The sequence below is a fragment of the Alloalcanivorax venustensis genome (genome assembly GCF_047495515.1).
In the GTDB taxonomy this organism is placed as follows: Bacteria; Pseudomonadota; Gammaproteobacteria; order Pseudomonadales; family Alcanivoracaceae; genus Alloalcanivorax; species Alloalcanivorax venustensis.
In genome coordinates, this window is sequence record NZ_CP179934.1 from 1,595,923 (window position 1) to 1,621,426 (window position 25,504).

Here is a 25,504-nt window from a genome sequence, read left to right on the forward strand (position 1 = left end):
GATCCGCTGGATCGGCCCGGTGATCTCAGCGCTCCCCGCCGTCGTCGTCGCGATCGCGGCCGCCGTCGTGATAGTGGGTTTTGGTCTCTCCATAATGCCCCCGGGTGTCTCCGTGGCGGCCATTGTTGCCGCTGTCGAACAGGAGACCGTCGGCGGCGGATCTCAGGTGAACGTCAAGCTGGTTGAAGGCGATTTCCACGCCGTGCTCGCGGGCCAGGGTATCGATGGCGCGGTTCAACTCGTTGGTGGCGAACAGAATGTCGCCGATTTCCCCGAGATAGACGCGCAACTCGTGATCCAGCGTGCTGGCGCCGAACGCCATGAACAGAATCAGCGGTTCCGGATCCTGCAGCACCCGGGGGTTGTCGGCCGCCGCTTTGGCCAGGACATCGTGACAAGCCTGCAGATCGGACCCGTAGGCGAACCCCACTTTAAGGGTGACGCGGGTGACGGTATCGGTGAGAGACCAGTTGATAAGCCGTTCGGTGACGAACGCCTTATTGGGAATGATGATTTCCTTGCGGTCGAAATCGATGATGGTGGTGGCGCGGATGCGGATACGGCTGACGGTGCCCGACAGCTCGCCGATGGTGATCACGTCACCGATGCGCACCGGCCGCTCGAACAAAATGATGATGCCGGAGATAAAGTTGGCGAAGATCTCCTGCAACCCGAAGCCCAGCCCGACACCCAGCGCCGCGACGAGCCACTGCATCTTGCTCCAGGACAAGCCGAGCGAGCCCAGGGTGATCATCACGCCGATCATGACGATGACATAGGACAACAGGGTGGTGATCGCGTAGCTGGAGCCTTGTTTGAGACTCAGCCGTGAGAGCAGCAGCACTTCCAGCAGGCCGGGCAGGTTGCCGACCAGCACGAAGGTGCCGATGCCGATGGCCAGCGCGGTGATCACATCGCCCAGGCTGATCGGCGAGTTGGTGGCGTTGGCGCCGCTGCCTTCGGTGCTCTCCCAGAGCACAATGGTGTTGGTGTAGGAGAACGCATTGATCACGTCCGCCCATACCCAGTAGAGCAGCACGCCGAACAGCACCACCAGGCCCAGGCGCACCAGCCGCAGCGATTGCTGGTTGACCTGCTGCAGGTCCATCTGCGGCTCCTCGACTTCCACCCCTTCCACGTTTTCCTTGGGTTCCGCCTCGCGCTCCGCCACCGCCCGTTTATAGGCCAGGCGCTGGGCGGCCACCGCCAGGCCGCGCACCGCGGTGGCGTCGATAAGGATCACCAGCAGGGCAAGATAGAAGGTGTCGATCAGGCGGCCGGAGAGGCGCACCGAGGTGAAGTAGTAGCCGGCCACGATCAACGCCACCAGCACCAGCGGCGCGCCGGCGCTGATAAAGGTGATCACCGAGCGCAGGGTGCGGGAATAGTGCTGGATCGGGTAGGCCAGCGCGGTGCGCCCCAGCATCACGCTGATCACCGCCAGCCCGGCCACCATGGTGACCAGGCCGATACGATCGTTGCTCAACTGCGCCGGCCACTCCTCGCCGAAGGCGATCACCAGCGTCATCGGCACCATGGTCAGGCCGATGATCAGCAGGCGCCGCCGCAGTTGCCGGTTATTGTCCTCGGTCCAGCGGAAATGGCGCTGGGCGATGCCGTTGCGCGACAGCAGCCGGTAGCACAGCTCGAACACCAGCCAGATCAGGGCGATCTTGGCCAGCGCCGCGCCCAGCACCGTACTCAGGGTGCCGGGCTGCACCCACAGCCCCCAGCCCAGCAGGCTCAGCACCAGCGGCCCGGGCACGCAGAGCAGCGTCGTGTAGATGATCGCCAGGGGCGTGTGGCGCTGGCTGTCCCGCTTCAGAAAGCCGATATCGCCGTTCAGCGACTTGATACGTTTACGCAGGCGCGGGCGCACCAGCCACAGGGCGCCGGCCAGCACCAGCGGCAGAAACAGCCATTGCCACTTGCTTTGCAGAATGTCGGTGGCGTTGGTGACCATGCGCCGCCACGGCATGGTGTTGATCTGGTCCGCCACCTGGCCGGGGAATTCGGCGAACCAGGCCAGGGACAGCGGCTGGGTGCTGGGCATCCAGAAGGTCTGTTCGGAGATGATGTCGTGCAGATTGCGGGTCAGCTTGTCCAGTTGCTCCTGGGACAGATTCAGGCGCACCAGGATATTGAGCTTGCGGCCCAGCTCCTGATCGAGCTGATTGAGCAGGTCCACCCGGTTGTCAATCAGGCGTTGCAGGCCGTCGCGCAGCTGCGCTTTTTGCTGATCGTCCAGGCCGCTGTCCTCGGGCAGCTTGAGATCCCGGTTTTCCAGTTCCTGCAGGGTCTGGCGGATGTCGAACTGGGCCAGGCGCGCCTCGGTGATCTGTTTGTCCAGGCCTTCCCGGGGTGTGAACTGCGGCAGGCTTTTCTGCTGCTCGTAAAGAATGCGCGATAACAGCAGACTGCCGTCGAGCATCTCGATCTGATCGTTGACGGTGCTGGAGAGCGAACGGGCGCGGTCCAACTGGGTCTCCGCGTTGATCACCTCGCGGATCAGGTTGTTCACGTCGCTGGCGGTGTCCTTGAGCTGGTCACGCACCGCCTCGTTGCGCTGCCGCGCGGTGTCCAGCAGTGGATGACTCACCAGGCTTTCCGGCAGGTCGAGCTGGTCGTCGCCGATTTCCGCGCTGAGTGACTCGCCGCGGCGTTCGTTGATCATTGGCTGGAGGACGTCCAGCCGCGTCTGAATCACCTCGGTCCGTGCTTCCAGCACCCGTTTGCGCAGGCGGGCCAGCTCTTCCAGGGTGCTGGCCACGGACAGCTCCTGATTGCGCAGTTCAATACGCGTTTCCAGCGCCGCCAGTTCCGTGCGCAGCCGGGTGGTTTCGGCCTCGGAGAGGGTATCGTTTTCCTGGTTCAGACGCCGGCGGATTTCGTCGGTGCGGGCCAGGCTGTCGCTGATCGTGTTCTGGGCACGCTCGGGCAGGGTTTGCGCGCGGGTCAGCTCGCCGCTCACCTTGGCCAGGGTTTGCTGGTTTTCTTCCAGCGCTTCCAGTTGCTGGCCGAGTTCTTCCACAAGCGCGGCAAGGGACAGGTCCTGGTAGCGGGCGCGCCAATCCAGCTCGGCGTCCTGGCGCGCCTTGGCCAGCTGCTCCTGAAGACGGTTGCGGTCCACCGGGGCCTGCCGTCTGCGGTCGGAAAGCGTGTCGATCTGTTCCCGGTTGCTGTCGATCTCGCGGCGCAACGTCAGCGTCTGCTGCAGCTCTTCGCGTTCCGGGTCCTCGTCGGCGGTATCGGCGGCGCCGTCGCCGGATTCGCCACCGTCACCGGAGAGCTGTTTCTCCAGGTCGCCGATGCCGGGGAGTGAGAACGCACCGGTCTGCGCCTGGGCCGCCGCCATCGGCAGCAACGCGAGCAACAGGGCCAGTGGTAACGAACGGAACAGTCTGATCAATACAGCCAACACGGAAAGCGCCTTTGGTTTTTTGCAAGCTTAGCAACGGCCGGGGTCCCGGCATAGCCGCCGCCGTCATTCCGTGATCAGCAGCCCCGCCCGTCGGTGATCTCGGCGACGCTGTCCGCCACGTTGTCGTCCTCCGGCGCCAGTTGCCGGGCGCGGCACACCGCCTCCCGGGCCTGGTCCGGCTGGCCGCTGTCGCGCAGTGCGTAGGCCAGGTTGTTCCAGGCCGGCGCCAGATCCGGGGCGCGCGCCACGGTGGCCCGGTAGGCGCGCAGGGCGGCGTCGGTCCGGCCATCCTGCCAGAGCGCGTTGGCGTAGCCGAAACGCAGCCGGCCATTGTCCGGAAAACGCGCCACGGCGGCTTCCCAATAGGGCAGCGCGCCGGTCTGCATCGGCGCCAGCGCCTGCAACAGCGGTTCCGGTTGCACGCTGTCCGGCAGGTCGCCGGGCGGCAGCAGCACGAAACCCCAGTAGCGGCCCCGAGCCCAGGTGCGCAGGAAGCGGTTCCAGCGGCTTTCCGTGGCCTGGTCGGTGCCGCTGTGCAGGATAATGCGCTCACCGCCGTCGCGGTAGCCGATCACCACCGCATAGTGCCACAACGGCCATTGCGGCAGCGCCAGGTTCTGCAAGACCAGCACCGGGTGGCCGGCCTGCACCTCCTGGATCAACGCCGTCGGCGTGTTGATCGGATAGGCGAGCAGGCCGCGGGCCCGGCCCGCCGCCACCAGCTCGATGCCCAGCGCGCCCTGACGCTCCGGCAGCCAGACTTCGTCGACCAGTTCGGTCTTGTCGCCGGGTAGCCCGTTCCATTGCAGCATCATGCCCAGGGCGGCGGGGCCGCACTGGTAGGCTTCCTGGGGAATAAAGGGCACGTCCAGCCGCTGCTGCGGGCGCGCGTCGGCCCGTTCCGGCGGCGGAACCGTCTGGCAGGCGGTGAGCAGTAGCAGAAACAGCAAGGCGGCGGCCGGGCGGCCGCCGCGCGGGCAGGCGATCATTTACCCGATCGGATCGATGACGGGGAATACGTCGGTGGCGCCGAGCAGATCCAGCAGCACCAGAATCAGGATAACGGCGAGAATCACACCCACCACGCTACCGCCGGCGGGCATCTGTTCCGCTTTCTGCGCGAGCTGGTTCAGCTCCCGGTCGCTGAGACGACCCAGACGCTTTTCCACGTCGCCGGGGGTGACGCCGTTCTTGGCCAGCACCTTGGCGGCGGCTTCATGATTCATCAGCCGCATGACTTTGCGTTCGGTGGCGGCCCGCTGCTCGCTGGAAACCATGCCATCGGTCGTGACCATGGCGGCGTGGGCCGCGGGTACGAACAAGCCTTGCGTAAACAACATAACCAGCGCCGTCAGGACGCCTGTAATTTGCTTTTTCATCGACATCGCTCCACTTAAAAAACGTGGCTCAAGGCTAGCACGGCGCGTTCCTGTTCAGGGTTATGCAAGTTAAAGCTTTGTGATCTTTTACACTCATTTCACCAATCACCGCCGCCTTCACGCCGGCCTGTGCCAAAGCCGCCAGGGCGGCGTCGCGCAGGCCCGGATCCACCGAGAACAGCAGGCCGCCACTGGTCTGTGGATCGGTGGCCGCCGCCAGACGCGGATCGTCGTCGGCGATGTCGCCGTGCTCGCAGCGTGTCAGCACCTGGTCGTTGGCCGGCTTCAGGGTGCTCACCACGCCCCGCGCCACCAGCTCTTCGGTGCCCGGCAACAGCGACAGGCCGTCCAGGTCCAGGCGCGCGTCCAGGTTGCTTTGCTCGCACAGCTCTAGCAGGTGGCCGAGCAGGCCGAAGCCGGTGATGTCGGTGCAGGCATTGGGCGCCAGCGGCGCCATGGCGTCCCGGGCCAGGCCGTTGCTGCGCAGCATGCTGTCGAGCGTGGCGTCCAGCCAGGGGCCGCGACTGAGGTCGTGCATCAGGCCGGCCAGTTGAATGCCGGTGCCCAGGGACTTGGTGAGAATCAGCACGTCGCCGGGCCGGGCGCCGCTTTTATGCCACAGGTCCGCCGGTGGCGCGGCGCCGTTGACCGTGAACCCGGCCGCCATCTGCGGCCCTTCGATGGTATGCCCGCCCACCAGGGTGCAGCGGGCCGCGTTCAATTCCTTCAGCGCCCCGGCCATCAGGCGGTGCAGATCGCGGCTTTGCAGGCGGGGATGGTGGCGCGGCATGCAAACCGTGGCCAGGGCGGAGTGGGGCGCCGCGTTCATGGCGAACAGATCGCTGAGGCTGTGCAGCGCGGCGATGCGCCCGAACAGATAGGGCTCGTCCACGAAGGCGGGAAAATAGTCCAGGCTTTGCACCAGCCGCTGGTCCGCCGGCCAGCGAATCACGGCGGCGTCGTCGGCGTGGTCCACGCCCGCCTCGATGTCCTCGCGGATCACCGGGTCGAGCGCCGCCAGGGCCTCGCTTAACGATTGCGCCCCCACCTTGGCGCCGCAGCCGGCGCAGTGCAGGGTGTCGTCCGGGGCGCCGGCCCGGGCGGCGGCGTCCATGCGCGGCAGCCGGCGGTCGAATTTGTCCATGAAGTCCCGGTCCAGCCGGTCCTTCCAGCGCCACACCCAGCCGCCGGCCAGCGCCGGGCCGCCGCCCCGGCTGCCCACGGCGTCACGGCCGCCGGCGGACAGCAGCGACAGAAAACGCCGTTGCGGGCGGTACGGCTCCAGCGGCTGGCCCTGGGCGGCGGCGGCCAGATTGCGCGCCAGGATTTTCGCCTGGCGTACCGCGTAAACGCCGGCCTTGGGCAGATCGCCGGGAAAGGCGGCGCAGTCGCCGGCGGCGAATACCCGCGCGTCGGCCGGGCTTTGCAGGGTGTCGTTGACGCGCACGAAGCCCTGGTCGTCGCAGGGCAGCCCGCTGTCCGACAGCCAGGAAGCGGCCCGCACGCCGGTGCACCAGAGCAGAAAGTCGTGCGGCAGCTCGCGGTCATCGCTGAGCAGGCGTTGCGCCTGCACCTGCCGCACCGGTGTGTGGCTGTGCAGGGTCACGCCGCGCGCCGCCAGGCGCCGGGTCATGCGGCGGCGCACGCCGGCGGGAAAGCCCGGCAGCAGCGCCCCGGCGGTGACCAGGCTGACGCCGGCGCGGTCGCCCAGGGCGTGGGCCACCGCCAGCGCCATCTCGGTGCCGCCGGCGCCGCCGCCCACCACGGTGATCGCCGCCGGCCTGTCCCGCTCCGCCAGTTCGTCCCGCAACGCCTGCCAGCGGCGGTGAAAATCCGCCACCGGTTTCACCGCCACCGCGTGTTGCTCGGCGCCGGGCACGGCGGTGAGATTGGGGGTGGCGCCCACGTCCAGGCTCACCAGGTCGTATTCCAGGTGGGTGCCGTCGTCCAGGTAGAGCCGCCGCTGCTCGGGCTTGAGCCGTACCGCGCGGGCGCGGATAAAGCGCGTGCCGGTGGCCTGGCAGAGACGCTGCAGATCAATGTGCGTCTCTTCCAGACGGTAGTGGCCGGCGACCAGCCCCGGCAGCATGCCGGAATAGGCGCTCAGGCTGTCCGGGGAGACCAGGGTCAGACGCAGCCCGGGCACCGGTTTCATGGCCAGCATGCGCAGCGCCAACGCGTGGCTGTGGCCGCCGCCGACCATGATCAGATCCTGGGTGGCGGAAGGGGTCAGCATGCGGTTCTCCTGTCGGTCATGGCGGTGCGTCTCATTGCTCATTCATTCCACGGGCTGGCCACGGGTGGACAGGCGCAGGCGCCCGCGCAACCAGCGCGAGAAGGCGTCCACGCCCAGATTCAGGCCGACGGTGGCGAGAATCAAAACCAGGGTGCGGTCAAAGCGGAACTCGGCGACGCTGGAATCAATATAAAAACCCAGGGTATGAATGCCCAGGATACCCAGCACCGCGGTCTCGCGCATGATGATCTCCCAGCGGTAGAGCAAAAAGGCGAGAAAGTTCGGGTACAACCGGGGCAGCACCTCGAAGGCGTAGCGGTTGAGCCCCCGGGGGCTGTCGTCGCGCAGGGTCAGCCCTTCGCTGAAACGGGCGGTAAGGTGCGCGATGATCGCTCCGGTGTGCAGGCCCAGGGCGAGGATGCCCGGCAGCATGGACGGGCCCAGCATGATCAGAAAGAAAAACGCCAGGAAGAATTCCGGCGTGGTGCGCAACACCACCAGAATGAAATGGCCCAGCCCCCGGCTGACGCGATTGCCGAACAGCGGTGAGCGCAGCGGAAACAGCACCAGCGCCAGCAACGCCGTCAGCAGCAGGGCGGCCAGGCCCAGCACCAGGGTGTGCCAGACCCCGGGGCCGATCTGTTCGGACCACAGCGTGCCCAGCCACACCCACAGCTCGGCGACACCGCCGTCGTTTTTCAGCGGCGCGGGCACCAGGTCCTCGGTGACGAAGCGCACCAGCGTTTGCAGGCTGCCGGTCCACACCGGCGGCGCCCAGATCAGCGCGGCCAGCAGGTAGACCGGCAGCAGCAGCGGGCGCAGCCAGAAGCGCAGAGTCAGAATCAGCATAAACAGCAGATAAAGCAGCGCCGCGCCTTCGCCGTAATGGCCTTCGCGGAACGCGGTCTCCAGGTGAAAGCCCAGGGTCGGCAGGCCGATAAAGCCGAGGATCGCCGAGGCGCGCAACGCGCACTCCAGGCGGTAACCGGTGTAGGCCTTGCAGGACGCCCAGATCAAAGGCAGGCGGGCATAGAAAAAGCGGCCCAGGCGGCGCCGCTCGTCGGGCAGGGCAACCGCCGGCGCCGGGTCCGCTTCTTCCAGGAATTCGCCGAACACCTTGGCGAAGATGCCGGCGTAGGGCAGGGCGATGGCAAGCACGCCGGTGAGCGTGGACAGGCCGGTGACCTGCATCAGCAGCAGCCCCCAGAACAGCTCGTGGACGGCGCGCACCGAGGCGGCGCCGGCGCGCACCGCCCGGCGGTGCCAGAACAACGCCAGCAAAAAGCCGGCGGCGGCGCCCAGGGCGACGCCCTGGAACGCGAACGCCAGGGTGTTGGCCAGCGCCCGGCCGAGCCCCTCGGTGGCCAGGAAGTCCGGGCGCAGCAGGCCCAGGCCCACGCGCATCATTTCCGCGCCCGGGTCGCCGCGGGTGACTTCCAGATCGGCGCAGGCGAACGCGATCAGCCCGGCCAGCCCCAGCCAGCCGCTGGCGCGGCGCCAGCCGGCGGCGGTGGTGGTGAAGGTCGGGTCGGGGCGGTTCATGGCAGGTAGAGGCGGTCCAGGTCGGCCAGCGTCAGTGACGCGGAGGGCGCGTCCAGCACCGTCTCGCCATGGCGCAGACCGATCACCCGCTCAAAGCAGGCCAGCGCCAGGGCGCGGTCGTGCATGGCGACCACGGCGCTGTCGTGGCGGCGCAGGGTGTCGCGGAGCAGCGCCAGGCCCTGGTGTTCGTCCAGATTGGAGACCGGTTCGTCGGCCAGCAGCACCGGCCGCTCCGTGAACAGGGCCCGGCCCAGGGCGGTGCGCTGGGCCTGGCCGCCGGACAGGCGGTCGACGCTGGTGAACAGCTTTTCGGCCAGCCCCAGGCTTTCCGCCACGGCGGCGACGCTGTCGCGCTGGGCCGCCGTGGGATGCACCAGCGCGCGCAGATTGCGCCAGGTGCCGAAGCGGTGCAGGCCGCCCATGTAGATGTTGTGGAACACGCTGAGCATGGGCACCAGCGCCTGCTCCTGGGGGCACCAGGCGCACAGCGTTTCCCGCTGGCGCCGCAGCGCCGCCAGCAGGGTGGACTTGCCGCTGCCGGACGGGCCCAGCAGGGCCACGGTTTCGCCGCGCCGGACGGTCAGATCCAGGGCGGGGAATACCGTCTCGCGGCCGTGGCCGAGCCGGGCGCCCCGGAAGTGGAACAGGGGCGCCGGCGCTTCACTGGCGTTCACAGCGGTTCAATCCAGCAGGCCGATGCTTTCGGCGGTGTCTTCGATGGCCTGGTAGTCATCGTTGTCGGCGGGCACGAAGGCGCTGCGCGGGAAGGCCTCGAGCAGCTCCGGGTCGTCGATCGCCAGCAGCACCTCGGTGACCCGCTGGCTGAAGCCGTCGCCGAAGCGCTGGTCCAGGTCGCCGCGCACGGTCCAGTGGTAGTCCGGGTAGGCGGGGGTTTCCCAGATCACCTGCACCTTGTCGGTGTCGATGTCGCCGTCCGCCAGGGCCTGGTCCCAGACCTGATAGTTGAGCGCGCCGGTGGCGTAGGCGCCGCTTTCCACCAGCGACAGGGTGCGGCTGTGGTCGCCGCTGAAGCCGACCTTGTCGATCAGCTCCTGGGGCGGCGCGCCGAAGCGTTCGCGGAAGTAGTACTCGGGCATCAGCCGGCCGGAGGTGCTGCCCTTGGAGCCGAAAGTGAACGACGGCTGCTCGGCGAAGGCGTCGGGCAGACTGTCGCCGGGCTCCAGGCCGGTGCTGCTGTTGGCGATGAAATAGGATTTGAAGGCGGTGTCTTCCTGGCCCTGGGCAATGGCTTGCGAGCCGGGCACCAGGCGCCGGGCCTGAACCCCGGACAGGCCGCCGAACCAGGCCATCTGCACTTCGTCGTTGCGGAAGGCGGTGACCGCCGCCGGGTAGGACTTCACCGGCACGTATTTCACCGGCACGCCGAGCGCCTCTTCCAGGTGCTCGGCCACTTTGCCGAAGCGTTGTTCCAGGCGTGACTCGTCCTGGTCGGGGATCGCGGTGAAGGTGAAGGTTTGCGCCGGTTCGCGGGAATCACAGGCGGCCAGCAGCAGCACGGCGCAGGCCGTGGCCAGAAGGGGTTTGATCATTGTCGGCTCCGTTCAATAGGGAGTATTACCGGACGTACTAGGGCCGGTGTGAACAGGCCCTTCACCGCCGCGTGTCCGGCTATCCGCGGTGGCTCAGATATTCCATCACTTGCGCCCGGCTGCCCTGAAAGAGAATCGGGCCGTCCCGGCGTTGTAGCATGTAATCGTACATGGGGTCGTAGTAGCCGCTCAGCAGTTCGCGGATCCACACCCGGTGGCGCTCCACGTCGCCGCCGTGGCGCTGCTGGTCCAGCGCCGCTTCCAATTCGCCGCGCAGATACTGATGGCGGGCGCCGCCCAGCCGTTTGCGGATGCGGTCGAGGGCGGCGAGCAGCGCCTCGGCCAGCCGCTCGAACGCCTGCGCTTCGCCGTAGTGGCGGCTGTATTCGTCCAGCGGTCCGGTGACGTAGTCCTCCAGCGTCACCCGCACGCGGGCTTCCAGCGGTTCGTCGATGACCACGCGCGGCGACTGGCGGATGCGCGCCTGCAGATCGTCCGGCACATAGCAGCGGCCGATCAGCTTGCCTTCGTCTTCCACCACCACCGGCGCCGGGCCCCGGTGCTGATGCTTGAGCAGGGCGATGGCCAGGCGGTTCTCGAAATCGATCTGGCTGGGCTGGCCCGCCGGTCGGCGGCCGAACGCCGAGCCGCGATGGTGGGCCATCCCTTCCAGATCGATGGCGTCGGTCAGCCGTTCGATAAGACGCGTCTTGCCGCAGCCGGTGCGGCCACTGAGCACCACCATGGGCAGGTGGCGCAGGTTGTGCTTGAGCCGGTCGAGCAGGAAGCGGCGCATCGCCTTGTAGCCGCCCACCACCAGCGGCACATGCACGCCGGCCTGGTCCAGCCAGGCCTGGGTGGTGCGGCTGCGCAGGCCGCCACGGAAACAGTACAGATAGCCGTCAGGATGGGCGCGGTGCCACTCCTGCCAGGCGTCCAGGCGGGCGCTCTTCTTGCGGCCGCTGACCAGTTCGTTGCCGAGATCGATGGCCGCCTGCTGGCCCTGCTGCTTGTAGCGGATACCCACCCGGTGCCGCTCGTCATCGTCGAGCAGCGGCAGGTTGCTGGCGGTGGGGAAGGCGCCCTTGGCGAATTCCACCGGCGCGCGCACGTCCAGTAAGGGAATGTCGCCGAGAAACAGCCCGGCGTAGTCTCGAGTGTCGTCCATGGCGGGAGATTCTAGCAGCCTGAGCCGTCCCTGGCTGCAAGCTCCTACAAGGCTCAGGCCGGGCGCAGCTGGCCGGTGAGGTGCGGTTTGACGCCGTCCTTGGCGACCACGCGGAAATCGAGGCCGCCGTCCTTTTCTTTGCGGGCGAACTTCACCGTGGCCGGAATGAACATCGGCACCTTGAACTGCACCGCCACGGTGAAGGCTTCCTCGGGCAGCTCGTGTTGCAGCTGCCCCAGGGCGCGGGCCTTGGACCACATGCCGTGGGCGATCTGGCGTTTGAAGCCGAACAGCTTGGCGGTCAGCGGGTAGAGGTGGATCGGGTTGCGGTCGCCGGACACGGCGCCGTAACGGCGGCCGGTGTTGCCGGGGACCTTCCATTCAATGGCGTCGGTGACCGGTTCCGGGGTGCCTCGCGAGCCCTTGTCGGCCTTCACGCCGCTGCCGCCGCCGCGGAAGAAGTTCACCGATTCGCTGGCCCAGACCCGTTCGCCGCCGGTGCTGACCACCGTGAAGATGGAAAACTCGTAGCCTTTTTCCACCTGGGTCAGGTTGCCCAGGTAGCATTTGATGTTGAGCTGCTCGCGCTCGGCGATGGGGCGGTACTGGGTGATGCTGTTGCGCACGTGCACCAGGCCCATGGCCGGGAACGGGAAGCCGTCCTCCATCATCAGCGCCATGTGCAGCGGAAAGGCGTGGATGTGCGGGTAGGTGACCGGCAGGCGGCCGTCGTCGCTGAACCCGCAGACCTTGCGGTAGGCGGCCAGGTGCCCGGCGTCCAGGCCCACATCGTTGAGGCGCAGGCCGACATTGGGCAGTTGCGGGTTTTTGCCGGGCTTCACCCGGGCACGCATCACCGCCTTGGCGAAATTGACCGGCATTGCCGGGGCGTGGCGCAGCTCGCGGAAGTTCACGTCACTCATAACAGCGTCCTTGATCTCTCCAATACGGCCGACGCCGCGTGACAACAGCGGCGTCGGCAAATTGGGGACAGTATAGGCAGTGTGAAGAGCGGCCTGGATTGGCCGTATCGCCTGGGGGAGCCCCCGAGCAGGCCTATCAATCCCGGCGGATCAGGTGCGCGGCGGGGTGTCGGAGCGCCACTGGGCCACCCCGAAGTAAATCAGGCGCACCTGTTTCTCCGCCATGATCAGCATCTCGTGCTGGCCGGCGTCGTCGTCTTCGTCCAGCTCCAGCATTTCCTGGGTCAGGGCGACCACACTGTTGACCACCAGGGACGCCATCATCTGCAGGTCCTCGGCGTTGACCCGCACCAGGAACGGAAAGCGCGCCATATCCATCGCCAGCTCACTGACGAACAAGCGGATTTCACGGCGGATGGCCTGGCGCATGGTGGCCGAGCCGCCGTACAGCTCCTTTGAAACGAACAGGAAATGGGTGCGGTTATTGCGCACGTAGGTGAAGAAGGTCTCCATCGACCCGCGGATCATGCGTTCGTTGGGCAGTTCCTGCTGGCGCACTTCACGCATCATCTGGCGCAGGGTGCGAAAGGACTCGTCCAGCAGGGTCAGGCCCAGGGCGCTCATGTCCGGGAAATGGCGATAAAAGGCGGTGGGCACCACCCCGGCGCGTTTGGTCACTTCACGCAGGCTCAAGGAAGAGAACGGGGCTTTCTTGGCCACCAGATCCAGGGCCGCATCCATGAGCGCCTGGCGAGTTCGCCCCCTCTTGGGCCGCCGTCCCCGAGTCGGAGTCTCTCTGCTCATGGTTTTTGCTCCCGAGTCATCGTTTTTATTCTCCGCATTTTCGCCATGTTATTGAAAATCCCCGGCCGGATACAGACAACTGGTTGATTTTACTGTGTAAAAAAGTATAAGTGTACATGTGTTGACATTGGCGCCCCGCTTCGGTACAAAGTGCACAACTGTACACAAACGGGAGTTGGCATGAACGTCATCACCGCTTCAAATTCACAATCCGGTACTCCGGGCCTGATCCGTCGTCTCGGCAAGGCGCTCAGCACGCCGTTCGACCCGGAGGACTATCTGGCCCTGTTCGATCCGCTGCAGTCCGCCCGCGAAATACGCGCCCGGGTGATCGGCGTGCAGCGCGAGAGTGACCAGGCGGTGACCCTGACCCTGCAACCCAACCGCCTTTGGAAAGGCCACCGCGCCGGTCAGCATGTTCTGCTGGGCGTGGAGATCGAAGGCGTGCGGCATCAACGCTGCTTCTCCCTGTCCTCGGCCCCCGGCGGCGCGCCCACCATCAGCGTGAAGCGCCAGGGCCGTGGCGGCGTCAGCGACCATCTGGTCAACCGTTGCCGGGAGGGCGACCTGCTCACCCTGGCCGAACCGGCCGGCGAATTCGTGCTGCCGGACCCGGTGCCGGAGCGCCTTCTGATGGTCACTGCGGGCTCCGGGATTACACCTGTTCACAGTATCGTGAAGTCCCTGCTCGCGTCCAACTTCGACGGCAAAGTGACCTGGGTGCACTTCGAACGCCGCTACCGGGACCTGATGCTGAGCGACTCCCTGGCGCAATTGCGCCGCGATCCGCGCCTCGACCTGCGTCTCGTCCTCAGCGGCGACAGCCCGCGCGACGGCGACCAGGCCGGCCGTCTGGATGAACACTGGCTCACGGATAACATCGCCGATGCCGCCGCGCACACCGTTTTCACCTGCGGGCCGGCCGGCTTTCTCGACACGGTGATGGATTGGCACGGCGAACACGGCCGCGCGCCGCTGTTCCATGAGCGTTTCAAAGCGGCGCCGGTGGTGGCCGGTGAAGGCGGCCGGCTGCACTTCTCGCGCACCGGCGGCCAGGCCGAGGCCGCCGCCGGGGTGTCGCTGCTGGAAGCGGCGGAGCAGGCCGGCCTCAAGCCCAAGCACGGTTGCCGCATGGGCATCTGCCACACCTGCAAGTGCAAGGTGAGCAAGGGCCGGGTGCGCGACCTGCAGAGCGGCGAAAGCCGCGAGTTGAACGGCCAGGAAGTTCGTATTTGTGTCCACGCCGCCGAGGGCGACGTGGAACTGGATCTCTAAGGAGGCACGCTATGAATGCCAAAGTAGATCATTTCGACCCCATCGTATTCGAACGCCCGGGCGTGACGCTGACGCGCTCCCAGGTGGACGCCTTCGGCCGCGAAATCGACGCCCTGCGTGAAGAGATCATGGTGGATCTGGGCGAGCAGGACGCGCGCTACATCCGCCGTCTGGTGCGCACCCAGAAAGGCATGGAGCTGGCCGGCCGCGGCCTGCTGTTCCTGGGCGTGCTGCCGCCGGCCTGGCTGGCCGGCACCGCGCTGCTGTCGGTGTCGAAGATTCTGGAAAACATGGAGATCGGCCACAACGTGATGCACGCCCAGTGGGACTGGCTGGGTGACCCGGCGCTGGATTCCTCCACCTACGACTGGGACAACACCTGCCCGGCGGAGCAGTGGAAGCATTCGCACAACTACATGCACCACACCTTCACCAACGTGGTCGGCAAGGACCGGGACGTGGGCTACGGCATCATGCGCATGTCCGAAGAGCAGCGCTGGAACCCGGCCTACCTGTTCCAGCCCGCCTATAACTGGGTGCTGGCCTCTTTGTTCCAGTGGGGCGTGGCGTTCCACGACCTGGAAGTGGAGCGCGTGCTCAAGGGCGAGAAAAGCTTCGCCGAATACCGCGCGCAGCGCCGCAAGATCATGAAGAAGGTGCGCAAGCAGGTGGGCAAGGACTATCTGCTGTTCCCGCTGCTGGCCGGCCCGTTCGCCCCCTGGGTGCTGGCGGGCAACGCCACCGCCAACCTGACCCGCAACCTGTGGTCGTACCTGATCATTTTCTGCGGCCATTTCACCGAGCACGCGGAAATGTTCAGCGAGGCGGAAATCGAGAACGAGACCCGCGGCCAATGGTACCTGCGCCAGCTGCTGGGCTCCTCGAACCTGGAAGGCGGCCCGCTGTTCCACATCATGTCCGGCAACCTCAGCCACCAGATCGAGCACCACCTGTTCCCGGACATGCCGTCCAACCGCTACAAGCAGGTGGCGCCCAAGGTGCGCGAGATCGCCGAGCGCTACGGTCTGCACTACAACAGCGGCCGTCTGAGCCGCCAGTTCGGCACCGTGCTCAAGCGGATTAACCGCCTGGCGCTGCCGTCCCGGCGCAAGCCGAAAAACGCCACGGTGTGAAGCGGTTCCGGGTCCCCGGACGGTGTGCTAGTCTCACCACTTGGTATTTACCGTTTGGGGAAGTCGCAACAGGATGGCAGAACTGACCGATTCCGGCGTGCTTCTGCGCATGGCCTACCGGGCCATGCTCAACGCCGGCATTGATGCCGACGCGGTACTGGCCGAGCTGGGCCTGGACCCGTCCATATTGAACGTGCCGGATCTGCGCACGCCCCACGATGGCCAGGAATGGTTCTGGGAGGCGTTGGCGAAGGTCTCCAACGACGAGCATGTGGGCCTGCATCTGGGCAAGCACATGCCCGTCTACAAGGGCCAGGTGCTGGAGTATCTGTTTCTCTCCAGCCCCACCTTCGGCGAGGGCCTGCACCGCGCGCTCAGCTACCAGCGGCTGCTCTCCGACGCGGCCCGGGCCGAACTGTTCGAAGAGGGCGAGCGGGTCTTCCTGCGTCAGCCGTTCTGGGGCCGCCGCCTGGCGCACCTCAACGAATGCGTGATGATGGGGCTGATCAAGTTCTTCCGCTTCGTCACCGACGACGCCTTCGAGCCCCTGGAAGTCCACTTCGGCCACGAACACCACGCCGACAAGGCCGAGTACGAGCGCGCCTTCGGCTGCCCGGTGAAATTCGGCATGCCGTCCGTGGGCGTCTATTTCGACTCCCGCCTGATGGCGCTGCCCTCCGCCCACCACGAGCCGGAGCTGCTGCGTCTGCACGAGCAGCTCGCCAGCGAGCAGGTGGCGCGCCTGGAGAAGCAGGACCTGGTGGCCCAGGTGAACCGGCTGATCGCCGAGCTGCTGGAATCCGGCCACGCCAACCTGGAAGAAGTGGCCGAGCGCCTGGGCATCAAAGCCCGCCAGCTGCGCACCCGGCTCGCCGACGCCGGCACCAACTTCAACCAGCTGGTGGCCGACTACCGCTGCAAGCTGGCCAAGCGCCTGCTGGCCGGCACCGACGAATCCATCGACGAAATCGTCTACCTCACCGGCTTCTCCGAGCCCTCCACCTTTTACCGCGCCTTCAAGCGCTGGGTCGGCATGACCCCCATCGAGTACCGCAAACTCAAAGCCGAAGAAGACGCCGCCGAAGCCGCCGCCAAACTCTGATTCTTGCTGGAGCGGGCCCACCCGATCCCGGTGCTCCTTTGGAAATTGAAAGGTCCTAGCGCCTCTCTGAAAGGGTGGATCTGACCCGTGGCGGTGACGCTACCCAGTGAGCGGGGCAATGGTGGTGCCTGGAGGGAGCTGTTTGGCCAGGGACGGCCAAACTAACAGCGATCAGGGACGACTTGAGCGGTCCCGGAAGGCACCACCATTGCACCGCGTCTCGGATACGGAGCACCGAACACCCGAAGAACCAGGTCTCTGGAATCCTGCCGGGAGCTTCGCTCCCTTTCGCGGGCAGGGCCCGCTCCCACAAGGGCCGCACACAGACCCGCGTCCCCGGCTGGAGAGAGCCCGCCTAGGGAAGGCGCACCTCGTTATCGGCGGGGGTCGTCGGGCTCGTCGGCTTCGCCCTCGATGGTGACGCCGGGGCGCTCGCCGGGGCCGGGCCGGTGGGCGGGGTCATTGGCGGAGCCGGGCCCGGACTGGCCGGGCCGCGATCCGCCGGGATAGACCGTGCGGCTCTGATAGAAGAAGGCGCCGCCGCCCTGGCCGCCACGGGCGGTGAAGGTCTGCAAGGTGCCCTTGCGCACCAGGTAGTCCGCCATGGCGCGCCGTGAAAACGGCAGCAGCAGGGCGAAGCCCAGGGCGTCGGTGATAAACCCGGGGGTAATCAGGAAGGCGCCGCCGAGCAGCAGCATCATGCCTTCGGCCAGCTCCCGGCCGGGCATTTCACCCTGGTTCATGCGCTGGTTAAGCCGTTGCCAGGTCTGCAGGCCCTGACTGCGGAACAGGGCGGTGCCCAGCAGGGCGGTGACCACCACCATCAGAATGGTGATCGGCCAGCCGATAAAGTCCGCCACGGCGGCCAATACCATGACCTCCACCAGGGCGAGCACGAAAATGGTCAGGAAAACGCGACCGAAACCCATCGAAACCTCGGAAATTCATTGCGGCGAGTGAGTGCCGTTCAAGGTTAGATGGCGGTGGGGAAGGGGAGTTTCAAGTCGAAAAGGAGGTGGGAGCGGGCGGGGCCGCTCCCACAAGCTTTCTACGCCAGGCCGATCAGGCGCCCAGCATCATCTGGCCGCAGACGCGCACCACGTTGCCGGTGAGGCCCTGGGAGGCGGGGCTGGCGAAGAACGAGATGGTTTCCGCCACGTCCACCGGCTGGCCGCCCTGGCTCATGGCGTTCATGCGCCGGCCGGCTTCGCGGATGGTGAAGGGGATGGCGGCGGTCATCTGCGTTTCGATGAAGCCCGGCGCCACCGCGTTCACGGTGATGCCCTTGTCCGCGTACTCCTCGGAGTAGGTGTCGATCATGCCGATCACCGCGGCCTTGGAGGTGCCGTAGTTGGTCTGGCCCAGGTTGCCGGCGATGCCGGCGATGGAGCTGATCGACACGATGCGACCGCCTTCGCCCATGGCGCCGTCGGCCACCAGTTGCTCGTTGATGCGCAGCTGGCTGGCGATGTTGATGTTCATCACCATGTCCCAGTGACCCTCGGGCATGTTGCCGAGCATCTTGTCGCGGGTGACGCCGGCGTTGTGCACCAGGATATCCAGGCCGCCCATTTTCTTGGCGGCGTCGGCGATCACGCGCGGCGCGTCGTCGGCGGTGATGTCCAGTTCCAGACTCTGGCCGCCGATCTCCTCGGCCACCTTGTTCAGGTCTTCGGCCATCGGCGGGATGTCCAGCACCGTCACTTCGGCGCCGTCGCGGGCGAGCACCCGGGCGATGGACGCGCCGATGCCGCGCGAGCCGCCGGTGACCAGGGCTTTCTTGCCGGCCAGCGGCTTATCCCAGTCAAAGCTTTGAGCGTCGAAGCCGGCGGGGCCCACGCGCACCACCTGCGCCGACACATAGGCGGATTTCGGCGACAGGAAGAAGTGCAGCGGCGAGGCCAGCTGGCTTTCCGCGCCGGCTTCGCAGTACACCAGCTGTACCGTGGCGCCGCGTTTGATTTCCTTGCCCACCGAGCGGGTGAAGCCTTCCAGGCCGCGCTGGGCGACGCGGGCGGCGCCGCTCAGGGTTTCCGGGGTGCGCCCGATGACGATCACACGGCCGCATTTATCCAGTTTTTTGATCACCGGCTGGAAGAATTCCCACAGCGCTTTGAGGTCATCCGGGCTTTCGATACCGGTGGCGTCGAAGACCAGCGCCTTGAATTTGCTGTCGTCTTCGCGGGTGGCGGTGTAGTTGTCGGTGTTGAGGCCGGCCGCCGCCGCCTGCTTCTGCAGGTCGTTGGCGTTGCGGGTGTTGGCCAACACCGCCGGTTTGGCCTCCGGGGCGCCCTTGAGCGTGGCGAACACCGTGTCCACGGCGCTGGATCCGGGCGCGGCACCCACCAGCACGCCACCGCTGATAAAGGATTTCTGGCCGGGCTGCCAGCGTTCGAGAATCACCGGGATGGGCAGATTAATGGCGCTGAAAACGGCCTTGCCCATGGGGGAGTTGGCAATTGCCTGATAGGTATCGCTCATGGTCGTGTCCTTTGCCGAGCATTCGTAGGGGGCGTATTGAAGCACCCGTGTGTGAAGGGTGTATTGACCGGCACGGGAAGGCCGGGAGGCGCCGAAGCCAATGAGGCCCGCCCGTTGGGCGATAGACTGCGCTCATCTGTTAACCTGGGCACTCGGGCCGGCCACTCCGGCCTCCCCGACGCCACTGTGGAGGAATTACTATGCTGGCAGGCGACAACGTACGCAAGGTGGCCATTGTGGGCGGCAACCGCATTCCCTTTGCCCGCTCCAATACCGCTTATTTCGAGGTCGACAACCAGGAAATGCTGACCGCCGCGCTCAACGGCCTGGTGGATCGTTTCAAACTCCACGGCGAGCGCATGGGTGAAGTGGCCGCCGGCGCCGTGATGAAGCACGCCAAGGACTTCAACCTGGTGCGCGAGTGCGTGCTGGGCTCCAAGCTGGCGCCGGAAACCCCCGCCTACGACCTGCAGCAAGCCTGCGGCACCGGCCTGGAAGCGGCCATCCTGGTGGCCAACAAGATCGCCCTCGGCCAGGTGGACTGCGCCGTGGCCGGTGGTGTGGACACCACCTCCGACGCGCCCTTGGGCGTCAACGAGCAGGCCCGCAAGATCTTCATGGAGATCAACCGCGCCAAGAGCAACGGTGACAAGCTCAAGCAGGCGGTCAAGCTGCTCAACCCCAAGCTGATGATCCCGGACATCCCCAAGAACGGCGAGCCGCGCACCGGCCTGTCCATGGGCGAGCACCAGGCGATCACCGCCGCCGAGTGGGGTATTTCCCGTGAAGCCCAGGACGAGCTGGCCTGGCGCTCACACCAGAACCTGGCGAAATCCTATGAAGAGGGCTGGCAGGGCGACCTGATGACCCCGTTCCACGGTCTCGAGCGCGACAACAACATGCGCGGCGACTCCACCATCGAGAAACTGAGCACCCTGAAGCCGGTGTTCGGCGGTTCCGAAGGCACCATGACCGCCGCCAACTCCACCCCGCTCACCGACGGCGCCTCCACCGTGCTGCTGGCGTCCGAGGACTGGGCCCAGGAACGCGGGCTGCCGGTGCAGGCCTACCTGACCCACTGCGAAGTGGCGGCGGTGGACTTCATCGGCAAGAAAGAAGGCCTGCTGATGGCGCCGGCCTACGCCGTGCCGCGCATGCTCGACCGCGCCGGCCTGACCCTGCAGGACTTCGATTTCTACGAAATCCACGAAGCCTTCGCCTCCCAGGTGCTCACCACCCTGAAAGCCTGGAACGACGAAACCTTCTGCAAGGAACGTCTGGGCCGCGACAAGCCGCTGGGCGAAATCGACATGACCAAGCTCAACGTCAAGGGCTCGTCCCTGGCGGCCGGCCACCCGTTCGCCGCCACCGGCGCGCGCATCCTGGCCAACGCCGCCAAGCTGCTCAACGAGAAGGGCTCAGGCCGCTGCCTGATCTCCATCTGCGCCGCCGGCGGCCAGGGCGTCGTCGCCATCGTCGAGAAGTAACCACTGCCGATGCAGGACCGGGCCTGTGCGAGCGGGCCCTGTGGGAGCGGGCCCAGCCCGCGAAAGGCAAGCAGCGCTTGCCGGCAGGATGCCAGAGAGGTCTCTAACGGTAGCTCCGACAGCCTCTCTGGAATCCCGCCGGGCGACGTAGTCGCCCTTTCGCTTGCAGGCAAGCTCCTACAAATTCAAGCTTTCCGCATCAAGCCTTCCTGACACACCGAAGCCACCAGTTCCCCGGCCCGATTGAACACCTGCCCGCGATTGAAGCCCCGCGCGCCGGTGGCGATCGGGCTCTCCATGTCGTAGAACAGCCAGTCGTCCAGCCGCACCGGCCGATGGAACCACAGCGTGTGGTCCAGGCTCGCCACCTGCATGTCCCGGTCCAGGAAGGTGATGCCGTGGGGCAGCAGGGCGGTGCCCATCAGGCTGTGGTCGGACACATAGGCGAGCAGCGCCTGGTGGATCAGCGGGTCGTCGCCGGCCTCGCCGGCGGCGCGCAGCCACACCTGGCGGATCGGCTCCGCTTTCTCCGGGCGCAGCGGGTGGCGCCGGGTCACCGGGTGGATTTCCACCGGCTTGCGGCGCAGCAGGGCGGCGCGGAAATTCTCGGAAATGTCCTCGTCCTTCAGGAAGTCGGCGGTGACGGTCTGCTCGTCGGGCAGGCCTTCCGGGTCCGGCGCGCTGTGAGCGGCGGTCTGGTGGGCCGGGCCGTCCTCGGCATTGTGAAAGGAGGCGGCGAAATCGAAGATCGGGCGGCCGCGCTGCTCCGCCACCACCCGGCGGGTGCTGAAGGTGCCGCCGTCACGGATGCGCTCCACCCGGTACAGCACCGGTTCCCGGGCATCGCCGGGACGCAGGAAGTACGCCTGCAGGGAGTGCGCGGTGCGCGCGGGCACGGTGCGTGCCGCCGCCACCAGCGCCTGGGCGATCACCTGGCCGCCGAAAATTCGGGGTCCGACAATGTTGCGGCTCTCGCCCTGGAACAGGTCGTCATCCAGCGAGGTGAGGTCGAGCAGGGCGAGGAGGTCGGAAAGATCGGTGTCCATGGAGCGTCCTTTTGTTTCAACCGCGCGGGTTTACCCACGTGTTTTTCGAATAATGGAAGTCAATTTTAAAAAGCATAAGTTGGCCCTAGACGCGCCGTTTTGCAAGCACGCCTGCGGCCCCGGGTCTCCGTCCGGGTCCTTGCGCGCGCTTTAAGGTTGCGTTAAGGCGGGCTTCAGGGAGAATTAAGCTGGCCGGCGTAGAGTCACTCCCGTACCCAACGCAATGAGGACAAAGGAGAGACTCATGAACGCCATCAAAAAGACTTTGCTCGCTACCCTGATCGGCTTCGCCGGTACCACCACCCTGGTGCACGCGGACGACGTGGGCCCGGATCGGGCGATGAAGCTGGTGCAGGACGGTAAGATCCTGTCGTTCGAAAAGCTCAACGAAGCGGCTCTGGCCAAGCATCCCGAGGCCACCGTGGAAGACACCGAGCTGGAAGACGAATACGGCCGCCTGATCTATCAGGTCGATCTGCGCGACGCCCAAGGCCAGGAATGGGACCTGGAGCTGGACGCCACCAGTGGTGAAATCCTGCGCGAGGAGCGTGACGACTAATGCGTGTGTTACTCGGAGGGGCGGCCATGGTCGCCCTTTCCTTGGCTTGGGCGACCTCCGCCCTGGCGCTGGATGTGGATCAGGACGAGGCCCTGCGGCTGCGGCAAAGCGGGGAGGTGTTGTCGTTCCAGGCGATCCTCCGCCAGGCGGATGAGCGCTACCCCGGCGCCCGTCTGCTGGAAGCGGAGCTGGACGACGACGATGGTGAATTTATCTATGAAATCGAGCTGCTGACCGGCGACGGCGTGGTCCGCGAGCTGGAAATCGACGCCCGCACCGGGCGTGTTCTCGAAGACGAAGTGGACGACTGATGCGCCTGCTGCTGGTGGAAGACACCGTCGCCCTGGCCGACCAGCTGCTGCCGCTGCTGCGCGATCATGGCTACGCGGTGGACTGGCTGGCGGACGGCCGCGACGCCCTGGTGCGTGCCCACGACGACGATTTCGACCTGGTGATTCTGGACCTGGGGCTGCCCGGCCTGGACGGCCTGGAAGTGCTGCGGCGCTGGCGGGATCAGGGCCTGAGCATGCCGGTGCTGATTCTCACCGCCCGCGACAGCTGGGCGGAGCGCGTCGACGGCCTGCGCGCCGGCGCCGACGACTACCTCACCAAACCCTTCCACCCGGAGGAGCTGCTGCTGCGGGTGCAGGCGGTGCTGCGGCGCAGCCACGGCAGCGCCAACCAGAGCCGCCTGCGCGCCTGCGGGGTGGAGCTGGACGAAGAGCGCCAGAGCGCCTGGCTGGACCAGCAGGAGGTTGAACTGACCGGCGCGGAATTCCGCATGCTGCGTTACTTCATGCTCAACCCGGGCCGGCTGTTGTCGAAGATCGCGCTCAGCGAGCACCTCTACGACGGCGAGAGCGAGCGCGATTCCAACGTGGTGGAAGTGCACATCAACCGCCTGCGCCGCAAGCTCGGCGGCCAGGTGATCCAGACCCGGCGCGGCCAGGGCTATCTGTTCACGGGGCGCGGCTGAATGCGCTCCATCGGCGCGCGCCTGGGGGTCAGCCTGTTCGTCAGCCTGCTGCTGGCCGGCGTGCTGGTGGGGCAGGGGGCGCTCTGGTGGCTGGAGCGCGAACAGCGCCGGATCAGCGCCGGCCAGCTGCGCGACGAGGCCGCCAGCGTGCTGGCCGCCATGGTGCCCGGCCCGGACGGGCTGGTGCTGGAACAGGAAATGCTCGACCCGGCCTACCGGCGGCCGCTGTCCGGCCGCTATTTCGTGGTGCTGATCGACGGCCAGCGCTGGCGCTCCCGCTCGCTGTGGGACGCGCGCCTGCCGTTGCCGGACAACCCGGGCATGGACACCGAGCTGCTGCCCGGCCCCAACGACCAGAGCCTGCTGCGCTACCGCACCCGTTTCCGGCGCGACGGCCAAGACCTCACCGTGGTGGTGGCCCAGGACTACGCCCCGCAACAGGCCAGTTTCCGCGATACCCGAACCGCCGCCCTGCTGGCCTGGGTGCTGGTGCTGGCGGCGCTGGCCCTGGTCCAGCAATGGCTGATCCGCCACGGCCTCAAGCCGCTCAACGCGGCGCGCCGGCAGATCGAACAGCTGCGCGGCGGCCAGCGCGCCGAGCTGGACCAGGACGTGGCCCGGGAACTGCGCCCGCTGGTCACCGAGATCAACCGCCTGCAGCGGCACATGGAGCAGCAGCTGGACCGCTCCCGTCACGCCCTGGGCGACCTGGGGCACGCCCTCAAGACGCCGCTGGCGGTGCTGCGCAACCGCTGCGACACGGAACTGCGCCAGCGCGCCCCGGAACTGCACGTCCTGCTGCTGGCGCAACTGGACCAGATCGAAGCCAATGTGCGCCGCGCCCTGGGCCGCGCCCGCGTCGCCGCCGGCGCCACCGCCGCCACCCGCTTCGAACCGGGCCAGGATCTGGAAGCCCTGGCCGACACCCTGCGCCGCGCCCACCGCAAGCCGCTCAACCTGGTGGTGCACGGCACCGGGCTGCCGCCGCTGGCGGTGGAGCGCGGCGACATGCTGGAACTGCTCGGCAATCTGCTCGACAACGCCTGCAAATGGGCCGCCGGCGAGGTACGGTTGACACTGGCGCGGGACGGCGGCCTGTTGACGGTCACCGTGGACGACGACGGGCCCGGCATCCCGCCATCACGCCGCGAGCAGGTGCTGCAGCGCGGCCGCCGCCTGGATGAGCGGGTCGCCGGCGACGGCCTGGGTCTGGCCATCGTCAGTGACACGGTGGCCGCCTACGGCGGACAGCTGACCCTCACCGACAGCCCGCTGGGCGGTCTGCGGGTGCGGCTTGCGCTGCCGCTGCCGGACTGAATCGCGGAACTTTCCCGTCATGCGGGTCTCCACCCCTGAACGGCTGTATCAACAGGAGAAGGGAATCATGCGCGTATTCACATCCTTGCTGGCGCTGTGCGCGCTGGCGCTCGGCAACCCGGCCATGGCGGCGGAAAAACCCGCCTTCGACGCCCGCCTCAGCGACTACGACTACCCCCATCCGGTGCATACCCTGAAGCTGGACAGCCAGCGGCAGACGCTGGAAATGGCCTATATGGACGTGCGCCCGGAGCAGCCCAACGGCGACACCGTGCTGTTGCTGCACGGCAAGAATTTCTCCGGCGCCTATTGGCAAACCACCATCGAGCGGCTGACCGAGGAAGGCTACCGCGTGGTGGTGCCGGACCAGATCGGCTTCGGCAAATCCAGCAAGCCGGAACACTTCCAGTATTCCTTCCAGACCCTGGCCGATCACACCCGCACCTTGCTGGACACACTGAAGGTGGACAGCGCCACCGTGGTGGGCCACTCCATGGGCGGCATGCTCGCCACCCGCTTCACGCTGATGTTCCCCGAGCGCAGCGACGCCCTGGTGCTGGTCAATCCCATCGGCCTGGAAGACTGGCGCCAGGACGTGCCCTGGCAGTCCGTGGACGCCTGGTACCAGGGTGAGCTGAAAAAGAAACCCGAAGACATCAAGGCCTACATGACCAAGGCGTACTTCGATGGTCAGTGGAAGGAAGAGTACGCGCCGTTGCTGACCATCCAGCAGGGCTGGCTGCGCGGCCCGGACTACCCGCGCATCGCCTGGAACTCGGCCTTGCACTACGACATGATCTTCAACCAGCCGGTGGTCTACGAGTTCCCCGACGTCAAAGCGCCGACGCTGCTGATCATCGGCAACCGCGACCGCACCGCCCTGGGCCGCAATCGCGCGCCGGAAGAAAAGCAGAAAGAACTGGGGCGCTATGATCGTCTCGGCGACAAGGCCGCCGAAGCCATTCCCGACGCCAAGCTGGTGGAACTGGAAGGCATCGGCCACGTCCCCCAGTACGAGGCCTACGACGACTATATCGAAGCCCTCACCGACTTCCTGGCGGCGCAACGCTAAAGGCTTGCGAGGCCGGCTTTGTGCGAGCTTGCC

The 25,504-nt window shown here is 66.8% G+C and carries 22 protein-coding genes; 9 read left to right on the forward strand and 13 right to left on the reverse strand.

Translation table 11 applies throughout. The features are described 5' to 3' along the window. Window positions 1–25: 25 nt before the first annotated feature. The 10 genes from mscK to ACMG4O_RS07655 form a co-directional block, all read right to left on the reverse strand. A complete protein-coding gene (gene mscK / locus ACMG4O_RS07610) occupies window positions 26–3,421 on the reverse strand; it encodes a mechanosensitive channel MscK (RefSeq protein ID WP_414434795.1) in 3,396 nt (1,131 codons plus the stop codon). A 74-nt stretch (window positions 3,422–3,495) separates the two neighbouring features. Beyond that, entirely contained in the window at window positions 3,496–4,410 is a 915-nt protein-coding gene (locus ACMG4O_RS07615; protein WP_142949526.1) for a PA2778 family cysteine peptidase, read from the reverse strand. Continuing rightward, complete coding sequence (locus ACMG4O_RS07620) at window positions 4,411–4,761, reverse strand: PA2779 family protein (protein ID WP_255442578.1); 351 nt, start codon at window positions 4,759–4,761, stop codon at window positions 4,411–4,413. 73 nt (window positions 4,762–4,834) lie between these two features. Further along, window positions 4,835–7,036 (reverse strand): selenide, water dikinase SelD, encoded by a 2,202-nt coding sequence (gene selD, locus ACMG4O_RS07625; protein ID WP_414434796.1) that lies wholly within the window; start codon window positions 7,034–7,036, stop codon window positions 4,835–4,837. A 42-nt stretch (window positions 7,037–7,078) separates the two neighbouring features. Further along, a complete protein-coding gene (locus ACMG4O_RS07630) occupies window positions 7,079–8,578 on the reverse strand; it encodes a PhnE/PtxC family ABC transporter permease (RefSeq protein WP_414434797.1) in 1,500 nt (499 codons plus the stop codon). After that, entirely contained in the window at window positions 8,575–9,252 is a 678-nt protein-coding gene (locus ACMG4O_RS07635; RefSeq protein WP_370201901.1) for an ATP-binding cassette domain-containing protein, read from the reverse strand. The genes ACMG4O_RS07630 and ACMG4O_RS07635 overlap by 4 nt, the downstream gene beginning before the upstream one ends. Before the next feature lie 6 nt (window positions 9,253–9,258). Then, window positions 9,259–10,128 carry a putative selenate ABC transporter substrate-binding protein gene (locus ACMG4O_RS07640; RefSeq protein WP_414434798.1) on the reverse strand — a complete coding sequence of 290 codons (870 nt, stop codon included), beginning with the start codon at window positions 10,126–10,128 and terminating at the stop codon, window positions 9,259–9,261. 79 nt (window positions 10,129–10,207) lie between these two features. Then, window positions 10,208–11,296, reverse strand: coding sequence for a tRNA 2-selenouridine(34) synthase MnmH (gene mnmH, locus ACMG4O_RS07645; protein ID WP_414434799.1), 1,089 nt, complete (start codon window positions 11,294–11,296; stop codon window positions 10,208–10,210). 53 nt (window positions 11,297–11,349) lie between these two features. Continuing rightward, on the reverse strand, window positions 11,350–12,219 hold the full coding sequence (locus tag ACMG4O_RS07650) for a MaoC/PaaZ C-terminal domain-containing protein (protein WP_414434800.1): 870 nt from the start codon (window positions 12,217–12,219) through the stop codon (window positions 11,350–11,352). A 150-nt stretch (window positions 12,220–12,369) separates the two neighbouring features. Continuing rightward, window positions 12,370–12,960, reverse strand: a complete 591-nt coding sequence (locus ACMG4O_RS07655; RefSeq protein ID WP_255442576.1) for a TetR family transcriptional regulator — start codon at window positions 12,958–12,960, stop codon at window positions 12,370–12,372. 243 nt (window positions 12,961–13,203) lie between these two features. Here ACMG4O_RS07655 and ACMG4O_RS07660 point away from each other — a divergent pair, with 243 nt between their 5' ends. The 3 genes from ACMG4O_RS07660 (at window position 13,204) to ACMG4O_RS07670 (ending at window position 16,533) form a co-directional block, all read left to right on the forward strand. Continuing rightward, window positions 13,204–14,298 carry a ferredoxin reductase gene (locus tag ACMG4O_RS07660; RefSeq protein WP_142949519.1) on the forward strand — a complete coding sequence of 365 codons (1,095 nt, stop codon included), beginning with the start codon at window positions 13,204–13,206 and terminating at the stop codon, window positions 14,296–14,298. An 11-nt stretch (window positions 14,299–14,309) separates the two neighbouring features. Next, window positions 14,310–15,431, forward strand: coding sequence for a fatty acid desaturase family protein (locus ACMG4O_RS07665; RefSeq protein ID WP_414434801.1), 1,122 nt, complete (start codon window positions 14,310–14,312; stop codon window positions 15,429–15,431). 73 nt (window positions 15,432–15,504) lie between these two features. Further along, complete coding sequence (locus ACMG4O_RS07670) at window positions 15,505–16,533, forward strand: AraC family transcriptional regulator (protein ID WP_142949517.1); 1,029 nt, start codon at window positions 15,505–15,507, stop codon at window positions 16,531–16,533. A 374-nt stretch (window positions 16,534–16,907) separates the two neighbouring features. Here ACMG4O_RS07670 and ACMG4O_RS07675 read toward each other — a convergent pair whose 3' ends face one another. Continuing rightward, the gene (locus tag ACMG4O_RS07675; protein ID WP_414434802.1) at window positions 16,908–17,462 is read right to left on the reverse strand and encodes an FxsA family protein; all 555 of its coding nucleotides are present in this window, start codon (window positions 17,460–17,462) and stop codon (window positions 16,908–16,910) included. Window positions 17,463–17,595: 133 nt separating this feature from the next. Beyond that, a complete protein-coding gene (locus tag ACMG4O_RS07680) occupies window positions 17,596–19,014 on the reverse strand; it encodes a 3-oxoacyl-ACP reductase (protein ID WP_142949515.1) in 1,419 nt (472 codons plus the stop codon). A 200-nt stretch (window positions 19,015–19,214) separates the two neighbouring features. On the opposite strand from ACMG4O_RS07680, the gene ACMG4O_RS07685 reads away from it, so the two are divergent. Further along, window positions 19,215–20,501: an acetyl-CoA C-acetyltransferase gene (locus ACMG4O_RS07685; RefSeq protein WP_142949514.1), complete on the forward strand. Its 1,287-nt coding sequence runs from the start codon at window positions 19,215–19,217 to the stop codon at window positions 20,499–20,501. A 185-nt stretch (window positions 20,502–20,686) separates the two neighbouring features. Here ACMG4O_RS07685 and ACMG4O_RS07690 read toward each other — a convergent pair whose 3' ends face one another. Further along, window positions 20,687–21,547 carry an acyl-CoA thioesterase gene (locus ACMG4O_RS07690; protein WP_414434803.1) on the reverse strand — a complete coding sequence of 287 codons (861 nt, stop codon included), beginning with the start codon at window positions 21,545–21,547 and terminating at the stop codon, window positions 20,687–20,689. 244 nt (window positions 21,548–21,791) lie between these two features. Between ACMG4O_RS07690 and ACMG4O_RS07695 the strand changes: the two genes are divergently transcribed. The 5 genes from ACMG4O_RS07695 (at window position 21,792) to ACMG4O_RS07715 (ending at window position 25,471) form a co-directional block, all read left to right on the forward strand. Further along, on the forward strand, window positions 21,792–22,106 hold the full coding sequence (locus ACMG4O_RS07695) for a PepSY domain-containing protein (protein WP_067606399.1): 315 nt from the start codon (window positions 21,792–21,794) through the stop codon (window positions 22,104–22,106). Between the two features lie 26 nt (window positions 22,107–22,132). Then, window positions 22,133–22,417 (forward strand): PepSY domain-containing protein, encoded by a 285-nt coding sequence (locus ACMG4O_RS07700; RefSeq protein WP_335629857.1) that lies wholly within the window; start codon window positions 22,133–22,135, stop codon window positions 22,415–22,417. Then, window positions 22,417–23,082: a response regulator transcription factor gene (locus tag ACMG4O_RS07705; protein ID WP_414434804.1), complete on the forward strand. Its 666-nt coding sequence runs from the start codon at window positions 22,417–22,419 to the stop codon at window positions 23,080–23,082. Before ACMG4O_RS07700 ends, ACMG4O_RS07705 begins: the two co-directional genes overlap by 1 nt. Then, window positions 23,083–24,399, forward strand: coding sequence for a sensor histidine kinase (locus ACMG4O_RS07710; protein WP_414434805.1), 1,317 nt, complete (start codon window positions 23,083–23,085; stop codon window positions 24,397–24,399). A 67-nt stretch (window positions 24,400–24,466) separates the two neighbouring features. Further along, the gene (locus tag ACMG4O_RS07715) at window positions 24,467–25,471 is read left to right on the forward strand and encodes an alpha/beta fold hydrolase (RefSeq protein ID WP_414434806.1); all 1,005 of its coding nucleotides are present in this window, start codon (window positions 24,467–24,469) and stop codon (window positions 25,469–25,471) included. The last annotated feature ends 33 nt before the right edge of the window (window positions 25,472–25,504 follow it).